Annotated in this window: 8 protein-coding genes; 7 read left to right on the top strand and 1 reads right to left on the bottom strand. The window is 51.0% G+C overall.

Annotated elements, in window-relative coordinates; all coding sequences use genetic code 11:
* The first annotated feature begins 26 nt into the window (after positions 1 to 26).
* The 7 genes from galU to A7975_RS21805 all read left to right on the top strand — a co-directional run bounded on the left by galU (position 27) and on the right by A7975_RS21805 (position 13,586).
* Positions 27 to 905 carry a UTP--glucose-1-phosphate uridylyltransferase GalU gene (gene galU, locus A7975_RS21835; RefSeq protein ID WP_065386531.1) on the top strand — a complete coding sequence of 293 codons (879 nt, stop codon included), beginning with the start codon at positions 27 to 29 and terminating at the stop codon, positions 903 to 905.
* A gap of 138 nt (positions 906 to 1,043) precedes the next feature.
* Complete coding sequence (locus A7975_RS21830; RefSeq protein WP_053372744.1) at positions 1,044 to 2,153, top strand: GntR family transcriptional regulator; 1,110 nt, start codon at positions 1,044 to 1,046, stop codon at positions 2,151 to 2,153.
* 164 nt (positions 2,154 to 2,317) lie between these two features.
* Positions 2,318 to 3,013 (top strand): L-ribulose-5-phosphate 4-epimerase, encoded by a 696-nt coding sequence (gene araD / locus A7975_RS21825; protein WP_065386530.1) that lies wholly within the window; start codon positions 2,318 to 2,320, stop codon positions 3,011 to 3,013.
* Between the two features lie 14 nt (positions 3,014 to 3,027).
* Positions 3,028 to 4,698 (top strand): ribulokinase, encoded by a 1,671-nt coding sequence (locus A7975_RS21820; protein WP_053372742.1) that lies wholly within the window; start codon positions 3,028 to 3,030, stop codon positions 4,696 to 4,698.
* Positions 4,699 to 5,002: 304 nt separating this feature from the next.
* A complete protein-coding gene (locus A7975_RS21815) occupies positions 5,003 to 11,029 on the top strand; it encodes an S-layer homology domain-containing protein (RefSeq protein WP_065386529.1) in 6,027 nt (2,008 codons plus the stop codon).
* A 160-nt stretch (positions 11,030 to 11,189) separates the two neighbouring features.
* Positions 11,190 to 12,452: an FxLYD domain-containing protein gene (locus tag A7975_RS21810; RefSeq protein WP_141680386.1), complete on the top strand. Its 1,263-nt coding sequence runs from the start codon at positions 11,190 to 11,192 to the stop codon at positions 12,450 to 12,452.
* A 15-nt stretch (positions 12,453 to 12,467) separates the two neighbouring features.
* Positions 12,468 to 13,586, top strand: a complete 1,119-nt coding sequence (locus A7975_RS21805; protein WP_065386527.1) for a S1C family serine protease — start codon at positions 12,468 to 12,470, stop codon at positions 13,584 to 13,586.
* Between the two features lie 80 nt (positions 13,587 to 13,666).
* Here the strand turns inward: A7975_RS21805 and A7975_RS21800 are convergent, their stop codons facing one another.
* On the bottom strand, positions 13,667 to 14,284 hold the full coding sequence (locus A7975_RS21800; RefSeq protein WP_065386526.1) for a hypothetical protein: 618 nt from the start codon (positions 14,282 to 14,284) through the stop codon (positions 13,667 to 13,669).
* Between the last annotated feature and the right edge of the window lie 567 nt (positions 14,285 to 14,851).

Below are 14,851 nucleotides of genomic sequence, written 5' to 3'. Positions count from 1 at the left end.
GTAACGATTTGGGGGAGAAGCTACAAATGGAGAAGCGGATACGGAAAGCGATCATACCTGCCGGAGGGCTAGGCACCAGGTTTTTGCCCGCCACGAAGGCGCAGCCGAAGGAAATGCTGCCAATCATCGATAAGCCTGCTATTCAATATATAGTAGAAGAAGCCGTTCAATCCGGGATCGAGAGCATCGTTATTGTCAGCGGTCGCAACAAGCGGGCAATCGAGGATCATTTTGACAAATCGGCTGAGCTTGAAATGGAGCTGGAGGCTCGCCATAACGAGGAAATGCTGGAGATGGTTCGCAAAATATCGCAGCTGGCTGATATTTATTACGTTCGCCAGAAAGAGCCGCTTGGACTTGGTCATGCAGTCCTGTGCGCGCGCCGCTTTATTGCGGACGAGCCCTTCGCCGTATTGCTTGGCGATGATATTTTGAAGTCGGATCCCCCTTGCTTGCGCCAAATGATGGATGTGTACGAGCAGGAGCATTCGTCGGTCGTAGCCGTCATGGAAGTGCCTTGGGATCAGACGCATAAGTATGGCATCGTTGATATCGAGCGCGGCAAGCAGGTTGCCCGCGTCCGCGATATTATCGAGAAGCCGGCGCAAGGACAGGCTCCCTCGAACTATGCGGTTGTCGGCCGTTATGTCCTCGACCCTGTTATTTTCGATCTGCTGGAGAAAGCAACGCCAGGCAAGGCTGGGGAAATTCAGCTCACGGACAGCTTGCAGCAGCTAAACCGAATAGCCTCGTTATCCGCCTACCGCTTCGATGGCCGCAGGCATGATGTCGGCGATAAGCTGGGCTTCGTGCAGGCTACGATCGATTTTGCATTAGAGCGTGCAGATCTGGGCGCTGAGGTCAGGAAGTATTTGCTGGATAGGCTGAAAGAGACGAACGCTTAACGCTATCATTTGAAGGGCCGCCGCTGGGCGGCTTTTCTTGTTTTATAGAGCTGTCGCTTGCGGCGACAAGATCATGTACGTACAAGTTAAGCTTATGCTATACTACTAGGCATACAACTAACGGAGCTGAGGTGTGAAGTGAAGGAACAGCAAACGCCCAAATATATGCAATTAAAGCAGCAAATTTTATCCTGGATCGTCACGGCGCAGTTTAAGCCGCATGATAAGCTGCCATCGGAGAATGAGATCGGCAAGCAGTTTGAAATGAGCCGGCAAACCGTCCGTCAGGCGCTCGGTGATCTGGAGCAAGAGGGTTGGCTCTACCGCGCCCAAGGAAAAGGAACGTTCGTATCCGACCAGTCGGCGCCGGAGCGGAAAAACGCTTCGCAAGGAATGACGATCGGCATGATTACAACACATATATCGGATTATATTTTCCCGACGATCGTTAGAGGCGTTGAATCCAGCCTGCGCGCGGTAGGCGCAAGATTGCTGCTGGCAAGCACCGATAACGAGAAGGAGAAAGAGAAGGACAGCTTAGAGTCGATGCTTCGCGAGCCGCTGACCGGGCTTATTATCGAGCCGACGAAGAGTGCCGAGGGGAACCCGAACTTCAACTATTTTTTGGCGCTGGATGCGCTCAAAATTCCTTATATTATGCTGAATGAACGCTACAGCGACGTGGATGCGCCTTGCCTTCGGGTCGACGATGAGCTTGGGGGCCATCGCGCGGCGGAGCATCTCATTAAGCTTGGGCATGCGCGGATCGCCGGCTTTTTCAAAACCGATGACTTTCAGGGCGTACACCGGATGCGCGGCTTTCTAAGAGCCCACCGGGAGCAGGGCTTAACCGTTCCGCCGGATTATTTGCTGCGCTACTCTACGGAAGAGAAGCAGGATAAGCCGGCGCAGGCGCTATTCGATTTGCTTCAACGTGAACCGGAGCAGCGCCCGACCGCTATCATTTGTTACAACGACGAGCTTGCGGTAAAAATGCTTGATATCGTGCGGCAGATCGGGCTTTCCGTACCGGAGGATCTATCGATCGTTGGTTTCGATGATGCTAACTTGGCAACTGCTACGGAGGTGAAGCTAACGACAGTCGCCCACCCGAAAACCGAAATGGGCGCTGATGCTGTCGTCATGCTGCTCGGTATGGTGGAGAAGCAGCAGCGGCGCCAAACGCTGGACAAGGTATATGATCCTGAGCTCGTGATCCGTGAATCCACGCAGCCGCCCAAAAGCTAGCCAGCCGTTGATCGCTTCATGCTTGGTTGAAATGCGGCAAAAAAAAACGTGACACACTTGTACGTACAACTTATAATAAAAACAGAGCTATTCGATGGTAATGTCCGTATAAGTGAATAGGGGCAAGTACATGAATGCAAGTTTGAAGGGAGCGTACAATTCTCATGTTGGAGGCGCTAAAGCATGCGGTTTGGGAAGCGAATATGGATCTTCCGAAATACGGATTAGTCACATTTACTTGGGGTAACGTCAGCGGCATTGATAGGGAGTCCGGCTATGCGGTCATTAAGCCGAGCGGCGTTCCTTATGAAGAGTTGAAAGCGGAGCAAATGGTTGTTGTGGATTTGGAAGGCAACGTTGTTGAAGGCAGCCTGCGTCCATCCTCCGATACGGCAACGCATGTGTTATTGTATAAAGCATTTCCGACGATCGGCGGAATCGTCCATACGCACTCGCCTTGGGCAACCAGTTGGGCACAGGCGGGACGCGCAATCCCGTCGCTTGGCACGACGCATGGCGACTATTTCTACGGCGAGGTGCCATGTACGCGCGCGATGACGGAAGCAGAAATCAAAGGCGCTTACGAGCTGGAGACGGGCAACGTGATCGTCGAAACGTTCGAGAAAAACAAGATCGACCCGAATCAAGTGCCTTCGGTGCTTGTTAACAGCCATGCGCCATTTTGCTGGGGCAAGAACCCGCATAATGCGGTTCATAATGCAGTCGTGTTGGAGGAAGTGGCAAAAATGGCGCTTCATACGTTCCAGCTTAATCCGAACGTACAGCCAATGGACCAAGACTTGTTAGACCGTCACTATTTGCGGAAGCATGGAGCAAACGCCTACTACGGCCAAAAATAAGGAGGACTCGGATAATGAGCAAAAAATATGCAATTGGCGTGGACTACGGCACACAATCGGGACGCGCCGTTCTTGTTGATCTATCTAACGGTGCTGAAGTGGCAGAGCACGTAACGCCTTATACTCACCACGTTATCGACGAGAAGCTGCCGGTCTCCGGCATAAAGCTTGAGTATGACTGGGCGCTGCAGCATCCGCTTGATTATATTGAAGTGCTGGAATTGTCCGTTCCTGCCGTGATGAAGGAATCCGGTATCGATCCTGCCGACGTGATTGGCCTAGGCATCGATTTTACGGCATGCACCATGCTTCCTATTGATGAAAAAGGCGAGCCGCTCTGCACGCAGGATGCCTACAAGGACAATCCGCATAGCTGGGTGAAGCTGTGGAAGCATCATGCGGCCCAAGACGAGGCTAACCTCATCAATGAGATGGCTGCGCAGCGCGGAGAGAAATGGGTGCCACGTTATGGCGGCAAGATTTCTTCCGAATGGATGATGGCCAAAGCTTGGCAAATTTTGAACGAAGCGCCTGAGATCTATGAAACGGCAGATAAATTCGTTGAAGCGACGGACTGGGTTATCGGCCAATTGACAGGCAATATCGTGCGCAATAGCTGTACCGCCGGCTACAAGGGCATGTGGCATAAGCAAGAGGGTTATCCAAGCAAGGATTTTTTCAAAGCGCTTGATCCGCGCCTGGAGAACTTGACGGAGACGAAGCTGCGCGGCGAGGTTGTTCCACTGGGCTCGAAAGCCGGCGAATTGCTTCCTGCTCTCGCTGCCCGTATCGGCCTTGCGCCAGGCACGGCAATCGCAGTTGGCAACGTGGACGCGCATGCGGCTGTGCCGGGTGTTGGCGTCGTAACGCCGGGCAAGCTGGTAATGGCGATGGGAACATCGATCTGCCATATGCTGCTTGGCACGGAGGAGAAGGAAGTGGAAGGCATGTGCGGCGTCGTTGAGGACGGCATCATTCCGGGCTACTTCGGTTATGAAGCGGGGCAATCGGCGGTAGGCGATATTTTTGAATGGTTCGTTGAGGAATCGGTTCCTGCCTACGTGCTTCAAGAGGCGGAGCAAGCTGGCGAAAACGTGCATGTTTATCTTACTCGCAAAGCAAGCGAGCTGAACGTTGGCGAATCGGGCCTGCTTGCGCTGGACTGGTGGAACGGCAACCGTTCGGTGCTGGTCGATACAGACTTGACGGGTACGATTGTAGGCTTGACCTTGCTGACGAAGCCTTGGGAAATTTATCGTTCCCTGCTTGAAGCAACGGCGTTTGGCACGCGCAAAATCGTTGACGCTTTCCATAACAACGGCGTCGAAGTAAATGAGCTGTACGCATGCGGCGGATTGCCGCAGAAAAACGCGCTGCTCATGCAAATTTATGCAGACGTTACGAATCGTGAAATCAAGGTGGCGGCATCCAAGCAGACGCCGGCGCTTGGCGCGGCGATGTTCGGAGCGGTAGCGGCCGGCGCGGCGAAAGGCGGCTTCGACAGCATCGTAGACGCGGCTCAGAAGATGGCTCGCGTCCGCGAGGAATCCTTCAAGCCGATCCCGGCGAATGTAGCGGTCTATGAGAAGCTGTATGCGGAATACAATCTGCTCCATGATTACTACGGCCGCGGCTCAAACGACGTGATGAAACGCCTTAAAGCGATTAAAGAAGAGCAAGCCTAAGCCGTATACCGGACTTATTCCAAACCAATCGATTAGCATACTAAACCCAAACGACTCTTGCAGCTATAAAAAGCGGCGGAGTCGTTTTTTTCTGTCTGCTTTGTGGAATGCAGAACATTCGACAAGGTTTGTTTGAGAACGCCGCGCATTCTGTCGAACTTGTACAGAAATTGTACAGTTATGACTAGTAATATAGTAGTAGACCTAAAGTATGACAAAGAGGAAGGGGTTAGGTGTTTTGGACTTACCCGAAAAAAGAAGCACGGAAGGGAGATTGCACATTTTGGAGTCAAGAAGTGTAAGAATGAAAAGCCGTAAGCGGAACCGCTTATGGGGAAAAAAGATGATCGCCTTATTTATGGCGGTAACCTTGTTGCTGGCACAGCTTCTTCCGGTTCCTTATGCTGTGAATGCCGCAGGAACGGATACAACAGGAGCCACTTACTTCACCGGCACGGACAACTGGAAGGGCGGCGCAGCCGACAGTACGGCTGACAATGATATGGACAAGCTTGTCGGCAACGAAGGTGCTGAGAGCGCCAATGTCTATCCGATCGAATTTAAGATTAACGATGTTAAGGCAAAGCCTACAAAAAGCGCCTATATGCTTATTCGGGCTTATGATGTAGACGAGTATGATGAAGCGAACAAGAACGGTACAGGCGAATGGGACCGCGTCTATTTTTCATCCAAGCCTGAGGATATCGCATTGGCTGCGCCGACAACACCTTGGCGGGCATCAGGGTTCGGCACTGCTACATACAAGAAGGAGTTTCCGCAAGCGTTTTACTTGGGAGCCCTATCAGGAAAAAACAACTCATGGAATACGACCGTAATTGAAATAAAAGAAGATCAGTGGAGCCGAATCGCGGCTAATCAAGATCATTTCGTAGGCATTTCCGTTCATCATTATTTTGATCATCCGAACAACAAGAGCGACTGGGTAACCAACGTCGATTGGGGCCAGCTTGTCATTGATGGCGGCATAAGGCAAACCGGTGAAATTACGGGTGCAACGGTAGCAGTCGGAACTAATAAGGTAACGATTGATACGGGCTTTCTGCCAAAAGCGGGCGGAGACTTCTATATGGAAGTCAACGTCATTCAGAAAACGCAAATCGGCACGGAAATCGTCGATCAAAACGTGGATCTGAAGGAGAAAAGCTTCTTAAACGCCAAACAAGGTGAGCCGAGCACATGGGGCAATATTGATCTTGCCGTTCCAGGCGCCGATCCAAATAAGGAGTATACAGTGAACATCATGCTGTTCGACAAGCAGGCAGACAAAGATCAGCCGGGCACCGCACAGCATATTTATTCCTTATCCACCTTTGATCCTGCAGTAAAGGATATTGCGAAAACGGGCCTTCAATATGAGCCAACGACATTCGCATTGACGGATTTTAGCAGCAAGTACTATCGCGTAACCGGACAAGCGCAGCCGGCTAAGCTTGAAATGGTGAAGATTGTCTCGCTGCCGAGCGGAGGCACGCTTAAGCTTCAGAATGTGAATGTGGGACTCGGCGATGAGATTGCTAAGGCGGATCTTGCTAACCTGAGCTTTGTTCCGGCAGTTGGGGGCTTCACGGGAACAACGTCATTTGAATGGAACGGCTATGATGGCAACAAGTATGCTGCCATTGATGCTAAAGCAACCATTACGGCAAATGTCGCTCCTGTAGTGGCTAATATCGCCAAAAAGATTAACCAAGGCGAGACATTGGCTTTTGGAGCAATCGATTTCACGAGCCAGTATACAGATGCAACTACGCCAAGCGAGAGCTTGAGCAAGGTGAAAATCAGTTCTTTGCCTGATCCGGCGCTAGGCAAGCTGTGGTTCAAAAATGGCAGTAATCCAGCCGTTGCGGTAGCAGCCGGCAACGAAATTAACGCAGCTGATTTGGGCAAGCTGAGCTTTGTTCCGGCAAGCGGTGCCGCAGGCGCAGCTTCGTTCCAGTGGAACGGCTCGGACGGCAAGCAATATGCGAAGGATACGAAGACGGTAACGATCACCATTAATGCTGCGCCGATTGTAAGCGATATCTCTTTCGCGGCTATAGCGGGCACAACGGTATCTTTGAAAGCAACGGACTTCGCTAACCCTAATGCATATGTCGATGAGGAAAATGACGCGCTAACGAAGGTGCGCATTACGCTGCCAGCGAACTTTGGGACTAGCGGCAAGCTTCTCTATACGTTAGCGGGAAATGAGACTCAGGTTACATCCGGAACAGAAATTGCGATAACGGATTTGAACAGCCTGCGCTTCGTCCCAGCTATGAATCTGGCAGAAGAAAGCACGGTTGTATTTGATTGGGAAGGGTATGACGGCAATCAGTACTCTTTAGCGCCAGCTAAAGCCAGCATTACCTATACAAATGATCCTGTTGTCAGCAATATTGCAAAAACAGGACTTCAATACGATCCAACCGGCTTTACGGCAGATGAGTTCAAAAGCCATTACTCGAAGGCTAACGGAGCTTCCAATGCGAATGGCCTTAAGGCAGTAAAGATTGTTACGCTGCCTGCAGCAGAGCAAGGTGAACTATTGTTAAACGGCGAAGCCGTTGCTGCCGGTGACGAAATCGCCATCGGAGACATTGCTAAACTATCCTTCGCTCCTGCATCAAGCGGCTTCACAGGCACAGCTGCTTTTGATTGGAATGGCGAAAATGGCCAGAAATACGCGGTGCTTGCAGCCACAGTAACCATTACGGCTAATGCCGCGCCGACGGTTGATCCAATTGAAAAATCGATTTTGAAAGGTGAAACGGTACCGTTTAAGCAAGCAGACTTTACAGCTGTATACAGCGACCAGGATCACGAGAGCTTGGATAAAGTGAAGCTTGTATCGCTTCCTGAGCCAGCCAAAGGCCAGTTAATGCTGCAGCTTGGAGATGGACCGGCAATCCCGATAACGACTCCGGACTTTGAGATCAAAGCGGGAGAGCTGAATGGATTAACCTTCGTGCCTGCTTCTAACGCTACAGGTTCGGTAACCTTCGACTGGAGCGGCTCGGATGGCAAGCAATACACGAAGGACAACAAACAGATTACAATTAAGATCAATACGCCGCCAGTTGTTGGCGATATGATCAAGGCTGGCCTATCGGGCAGAGTCATTGATTTTAACGCGATTGATTTTACAGATTCGCCTCGGTTTACAGATGCGGATGGCGGCGATCAATTAAGTGCAGTTATTATTACCCTTCCTGCACAATTTGGAGAGAGCGGAACGCTTTGGTATACCTCTTCAGTAGGGGAATCCGTATATTTGGAGCAGGGCAGCTCGGCTCCGATTGCAAAAAGCTTGCTGGCAAGCTTGAAATTCCAGCCTTCAGCTCATTTGGCGGAAGGCAGCACGGTTGAATTCGATTGGAGCGCAAGCGACGGCAAGCAATATGCCGAAGCACCGGCTAAGGTGTCGATTGCTTACAACGGCAAGCCTGTTGCCGAGCCTATCACGGCAAACGTGGAAGAAGGCACAACGGAAATCATCATTACGTTTAAAGGGACGGACATGGAGACGGTAACGACGCTCGTGTACGGCTTGGAGAGCAATCCAGTCAAAGGCTCGCTTAGACCCGCAGATGATGATGTATCAGGCGACACGTGGATCTATACGCCAAATGACGATTTTATTTCGGGACAAGACAGCTTCACGTACAGCGTAACAGATTATGACAACCAGACTTCTGCACCGGCAACCGTAACGATTAATATCCATCGAGCGCTGGACGGCTGGGCAGGCGACAAGGCTCAAGGCGATCCTAACGTATTAAAAATCATTCCCGGCGAGCAGCTCACGCTGCGTGCAGTTAGCTCTTGGCTCGCGGAGAAGGTATATGCGAATGTGAACGGTATTTCAGTACCTCTTATATTAGTCAATCAGGACAGCTTTGCGCTCGACGGCTATAAGAAGTGGGAGAAAACAACGTATTTGCTGCCTGCGGCAACCGCAGCGAACAAATATGATGTAGCTTTTACGGCATTTGACGTAGAGGGTGCCCCATTAGCTTCTGAGACAAGATTGCTTGATAACGGCTTTGAAGTGCTGAAAGCAGATCTAAATCTTACGGCAAGCCCGGAGAAAATTTTGGGCGATGGCAAATCAACAACCGAGCTTACGGCCGTGCTGACAAATGCTGACGGATCACCAATAGAAGGCGTAACCGTTATTTTCACGGCTCCTGTTCATAAAGGTGAATTCGTAGGCGGCAATACTGCGGTAACGGATGAGCAAGGAATAGCGAAAGCAACGTATAAATCGGCGAAAATTACAGGTGTCGACGAGCAAATCGTTCCTGTTCGGGCGAACGTGTACGATAAGGCACGTGGCTTGAAGTCGCAGGACGAAGTGAGCATTACGTTCCAGCCTGCCGCAGTGAAGGGCTTCATTACGAAAGGCAGCTCGAACACGCCTGTGGCGGGAGCCAGCGTTCGCGTGACGCTTGATCTTGATGGGGACGGCATTATTACGGCCGGAGTGGATTTTGATCAAACGGTCGTTACCGATGCAAGCGGAGCTTACTACGTCGTTGTGCCGAAGGGTGACGTCATTTACGATTTGGATGTGACGCAATCGGTATATGTAGGCGGAGTTGCTACGCCTGTTACGTACAAACAAACGGCTCAGGTTGGCGAAGTTACAGGCTCGGGGAAAGAAAATTTCGACTCTGAGAAAACGGTAACCGGCATCGTGCTGCTTAAGCAGCCAGACGGCAAATCCTCCATGTTCGGCGGCGATCTGCTTGCCAAGACGACGATTTATTTGAAGCAGGCGGACGGCAGCTATGTTTCGGAAGGCGGAGCTCCGAAAGCTTTTGCGCTGAATGGACAGGGTGTATTTAATGCGGATGGCCTCGCTATCGGCGAATACGAGCTTGAAATTAGATATGAGGTTGAACCGGGCAAGGCGATTGCATTTAGCCGGACTGCGGTAAGCGTAACGGCTTCCGGCGAGATGAATATTTCCGAAGCGTTGGTTGATCCATACGGTACGATTACAGATTCAGTTACGAAGGCTGTTATTGAAGGGGCAACCGTCGTGCTGCATTATGCAGACACTGCTCGCAATAAAGGGAAAGGCATTACGCCGGGAGCAACTGTGACCTTGCCAGCACTCGTTGGGTTTGCACCGAATGACAATGCAAGTCCTGAGCAGCTAAGCGATGCTTTTGGATTCTACGCGTATATGGTCTATCCAGAAACCGATTATTATCTTGTTGTATCGAAGAACGGATACCAAAGCTACGTAAGCCCCGTTCTTTCTGTAGAATGGGAAATTGTCAGACATGATTTGGAGCTGATTCCGGTTCCGGCAGGTGTGCCAGCCGCACCGGCTGCTGATCCGACGCTAACCCTTTCCGTGGATAAAAACAAGGTAAAGGAAGGCGCAAAATCGACGGTTTCCGTTGATTACAAAAATGCTACCGGCGGCACGATTGCAACGGGCGAGATTAAAGTTACGGTTCCGGCAGGAGCTGTTATTGTAGACGCAGCTGGCGGAGCGGTTAACGGAAACTTGGTCGTATGGAAGGTTGCCAATGTGCTTGCAGGACAAACGGGAGGCTTTAAGCTGATTATCGAATGGCCGCTTATGAAAGCAGCGGATACGGCATTTGATATTCCAGGCGAGCTTCTGGCTAACGGCGCAACGGTAAAATCATCTGTGAAAATCAATGTATACTCCGAGCGTTTTGGCGACCTTGCGCATTATCGTTATATTTTGGGATATCCCGACAAGGAGTTCAAGCCGGAAGGCTCGTTGACTCGCGCAGAGCTTGCAGCTATTGTCGCAAGGCTTACAGAAAACGAGGATGTAAACTATCCATTGGCTTATAACGATATTCGCAAAGGCCACTGGGCAACGAACTACATTGAGATCGCAACAAAAAACAACTATTTCAGCGGCTACGAAGACGGTTCCTTCCGTCCGGATGCGCCTGTTACGAGAGGAGAGCTTGCATCCGTAATGGCAAGGTTCCTGAAGCTTGAAGTGAGCGCACCAGCGACAACACACTTTAAGGACACAACAGGACACTGGGCGGCAGATACTATCGAAGCGTTGTACAACGGCAAATTCCTTACCGGTTATCCGGATGGCAGCTTCAAGCCGACAAAAAATATCGTTCGTGTCGAGGCTGTTACGATGATTAACCGCATGCTTTACAGAGGTCCATTGCAGGGCCTTGCTCAACAATTCCCTGACATGCCGCAAAGCCACTGGGGCTTTGGCGACGTGCAGGAAGCAACCATTTCCCATAACGCCAAGCGTAATGAAGATGGAACTGAGACTTGGACCTCAAATCTTAGTGACGATGTCAAATAAACAATCTTAATAAAGGCAGCTTCTCTGGTCTCTGACCACGGGAAGCTGTCTTTATTTGCCTAACTAAATTTTCCACTAAATTAAATGGAGATTACCTACTAATTCATATAGAATAGATAGATGTAAATAGAGAGAATCATGGGCTGGGAGTTGAACGGAAGTGTATTGCTATCATTGCGGAAAAAAGCGGACTGACGATGCGGTCTATTGCAGTCAGTGCGGAAGACTGCTCGCTATGGACGAGGAAACGACTACGGCTGCTATTGATAACCAAACTGTCGTCTTATCGGAGACAGCCGTTGCTATAGAGACTAATTATGAGAGAGAATTAGCTTTGCAACCGAGCGTGCCTAGCATTGTGCGGAGAAGGAGTGCAAAACGCTCAGTGAGGACGTGGTTGATGCCGATTATCCTTGCGCTTATTACGGCGGGTTCGGTATTTAGCTACTATATCTATCAATCGGGGATCAATGATAAAGTACTCAAACTGCAAACCGAGGCCAAAGCGCAGGCGCTTGCAGGAAAATATGCGGAAGCGGCAGCGCTTCTTAAGGAAGCAAGCATGGCTCGTCCGGGCTTTGCAGCGGTGCAGAAGGATGCCGAGGTTGTAGATCATGTCATCCAGCTGTCTCAATCAGCAGCAGCCGCTGGCAAGCAGCTCGAGGAGCAGAGCCTTACGGAAGCAGAGGAGACGCTCGATCAGCTTAAAAATGAGCTGAGAGGCCATACGGAGCCGATCTATGCCAAGGTGAAGGATCAGCTACGCGGTTGCAGGGCGCAGCTCGAGCTGATGAAGCTGACGGATGAGCTGTCGGATTTGAATACGGTAGATGAGCTTGAAGCTAAGCTTAAGGTTGCGAATCACTTAGAAGGCGACGAAGCATCGGCGCTGCGGGAACAGATTTTGGCGAAAATCGTAGCGATTAGCTTAAAGGATGCGGAAGCTCTTCTGAAAACCAAAAATTACTCGGAAGCGTTAGAGATAACGTCCAAAGGACTTGAGATCGCAAGCGGCAATGAGCAATTGGCAGCGCTTGAGAAGAAAATTAATAAAGCTCAAACCGATTACGAGAAAACCGAGCAGCAGCGTCTGGAGCATGCCATGCAGCAAGCGGCGGCAGAGGATTTGAAAAACCAAACGGCAGCCGTCGAGGTTGTGAAAATCGATTCGAAGCTCGATGAGGCTGGCAATCTAACGATAACAGGGGAGCTGAAAAATGCCGCAACGCGCCCAATTTATTCGATTTCTGTGCAGTTCATCGTGCATGATGCCGCTGGCAAAGAAGTAGGCAAAGGCACGGCTGTAGCATCGCCGGATTATGTGGATCCGGGCGGGAAATTGAGCTTTACGAGCACCTTGGATGGTGTACATGTTGAAAATACGACCGTAGTCGTTGATCATGCGACTTGGTATTTGGATTAAAAGGGGGGCGATGAGATGAGTAAACGAGCATGGATCAGCGCCATCGCGTCAACCCTGATTTTATGCGGCGGCATGGCTGCGGTTTGGGGCATTCATTCCAAAGTGCCTAGTCAGCTTACAGGCAAGCCGCTGCTTGCAGTTGCGGGAGAGAAAAAGACAAAGACGCTTAAGGACATTATTTTCGAGACGCAGAAGCTGGTCGTGATGATCGAGACGGAGGATGGCGATCAAGGCTCCGGTTTTCTTTATAATTTGGAGGGTGATCTGATCACGAATGCCCATGTCGTGGCTGGCTCCCATAAGGTGAAAATTAAAACCGCGGATGCCCGCGAGCTGGATGGCGAGGTTATCGGCATTAGTACGGAGACCGATATTGCCGTCGTACGCGTAACCGATTTGGCCGGGACGGAGCCGCTGCAGGTCGTGCGCGATGAGAAAGCGGAGGTTGGCGATGAGGTGCTCGCTGTAGGCAGTCCGCTAGGTTTTCAAAATACGGTTACGACCGGCATTATAAGCGGCCTTGGCAGAAGCTTTGAGATCGAGCCGTATTTGTACTCGGATTTATACCAAATCTCGGCGCCGATTGCGCCAGGCAACAGCGGTGGGCCCCTCGTTGACCAGAAGACGGGGGCGGTGCTTGGCATTAACTCGGCGGGCTATGAGCAGGGTTCGATCGGCTTCAGCATTCCGATATCGAATGTAATCGAGATTGCGGAGGGCTGGTCCAAGGAGCCGATGACGGAGCTTCCTGAGGTAGAGCAGCCCGAGGAGCAGGATGATTTGAAGGATAGTGCTTCGATAGATGAGTTTGCTGGCTATCTCGTCACGCATTTCTATGACAGCTTGAACAATGCGGATTACGTGTATGCGTACTCGCTGCTTGGCGGCAACTGGAAAGAAGGCACCAGCTACGAGAAGTTCAGGGAAGGTTATCTCGGGACCCTAAACGTCGTAATCGATAATATGCACGTGAATAACAGCAGAAACGATAAGGCGACGGTCATCGCGATCATTTCGGTTGACGAGCGGGTTAACGGCAAAAATGTGCTTAGCAAATATCAGGTGACGTACGAGGTAGGCTACGAAAACGATCAACTGAAGCTTCTGAGCGGCAAAGGGAAAGCGATCAAATAAGGGGCTATAGAGAAAGAGCTAGAAAAAACCGTCCGGGGGAGACTGTTTTCTCTAGCTCTTTGCTTGTTGGAAAATTTGTTTTAGATCTCTTCTGACGGGATGGATTCATCGCTCTGGTCGGGCCATTCAGCTTCGTTATCTTCCTCGCGCAGCAGCCCGTTGTAAACGAGCTCCAAAGCGATAGAATCATTGCGCTGAACAGGGAAGCTAAGCAGTGTCGCAGGAATAATGCGGCCATTCAATAGCAGGCGGTAGCTAATATTGCCGCTGATCGGAATGCCGCTAACCGATACGATCTGCCCGTTAAAATTAAAACGGACGACGCCGGTTTCAGCTAGCGCTTGGTAAATTGACAAGCCCGGACGGAATGGCACCCGGTAAGCCTGCGTAACGTTCGGGAACGCTCTTCCTCCGTTGATGACGACCGTTACCGACGCGTGCGGCCCGGGATTGAACGGGAACGGCACCGGAAATGGAATCGGGAACGGGAAAGGTCCCGGCGGGAAAGGCCCCGGCCCCGGCGGGAAAGGCCCCGGCCCCGGCGGGAAGCCGCCCGGACCACCCGGTCCGAAGCCGCCTTGCGAAGGCGTCGGCATAATCATGCGCGTTCCGCCGCAGCCGCAGCCGCGGCTGCCGGCTCGAGCTGATTGTCGCGGAGCTGCGAGAGGTTGTTGCCCGTTAGCATAAGTATAGTTCATGCAAGCACTCAGTCTCCTTCACGTAACAGTATAGGCATTTATCCTTCTGTATCGTATGCGGCAAACGCCTATGCGGTGTTCGGGAGTTTTGACAGTTAGTGATGCTGAAAAACGCCATTCTATCTGATCAGAACAATAAGCAAAAGAAAACAAGCCTATAGAATCGCTTCTATGGCTCGCTAGACGCAATGGGTGTCACCCGAGTATCATGTTTTCGCCAACGCCAAACGCCAAACGCCAAACACACTACTTTAACTGGTCCTCGCATACGCTAAGGGAGCCTAATATAGTCTTATATGAAGCAACTACCCTTGCGAGCTTACCCACCATTGCTGCTAAACAGAATTAACAGGAAAAGCTCCATCTAATTTCCCGCCGTGAACGGCAGTTTCATCATTTAACTGGAAAATGTCCTGAATCGGCGCGCTTTCCACTCCAATCGGGCCAAAAGTTAAAAATTAACGGGAGATTTTCCTGCTAAAGCTAATTTTCGGCTGATATCGCTTCAATTAGCGGGAGTTTTTCCCGTTAATCTTGCAACTGCCGCAGCATCTGCCGCTCCAAGCA

The sequence above is a fragment of the Bacillus sp. FJAT-26390 genome (assembly GCF_001682865.1).
Classification (GTDB): Bacteria; Bacillota; Bacilli; order Paenibacillales; family Paenibacillaceae; genus Pristimantibacillus.
Note: the sequence above shows the minus strand (reverse complement) of the source record. Positions and strands in the feature narration are given on the sequence as shown.

What these genes read in the sequence shown, in the direction of transcription:
- galU (WP_065386531.1), top strand. Translation starts at nt 27, where the DNA reads ATGGAGAAGCGGATACGGAAAGCGATCATACCTGCCGGAGGGCTAGGC.
- A7975_RS21820 (WP_053372742.1), top strand. Translation starts at nt 3,028, where the DNA reads ATGAGCAAAAAATATGCAATTGGCGTGGACTACGGCACACAATCGGGA.
- araD (WP_065386530.1), top strand. Translation starts at nt 2,318, where the DNA reads ATGTTGGAGGCGCTAAAGCATGCGGTTTGGGAAGCGAATATGGATCTT.
- A7975_RS21815 (WP_065386529.1), top strand. Translation starts at nt 5,003, where the DNA reads ATGAAAAGCCGTAAGCGGAACCGCTTATGGGGAAAAAAGATGATCGCC.
- A7975_RS21800 (WP_065386526.1), bottom strand. Translation starts at nt 14,284, where the DNA reads ATGAACTATACTTATGCTAACGGGCAACAACCTCTCGCAGCTCCGCGA.
- A7975_RS21805 (WP_065386527.1), top strand. Translation starts at nt 12,468, where the DNA reads ATGAGTAAACGAGCATGGATCAGCGCCATCGCGTCAACCCTGATTTTA.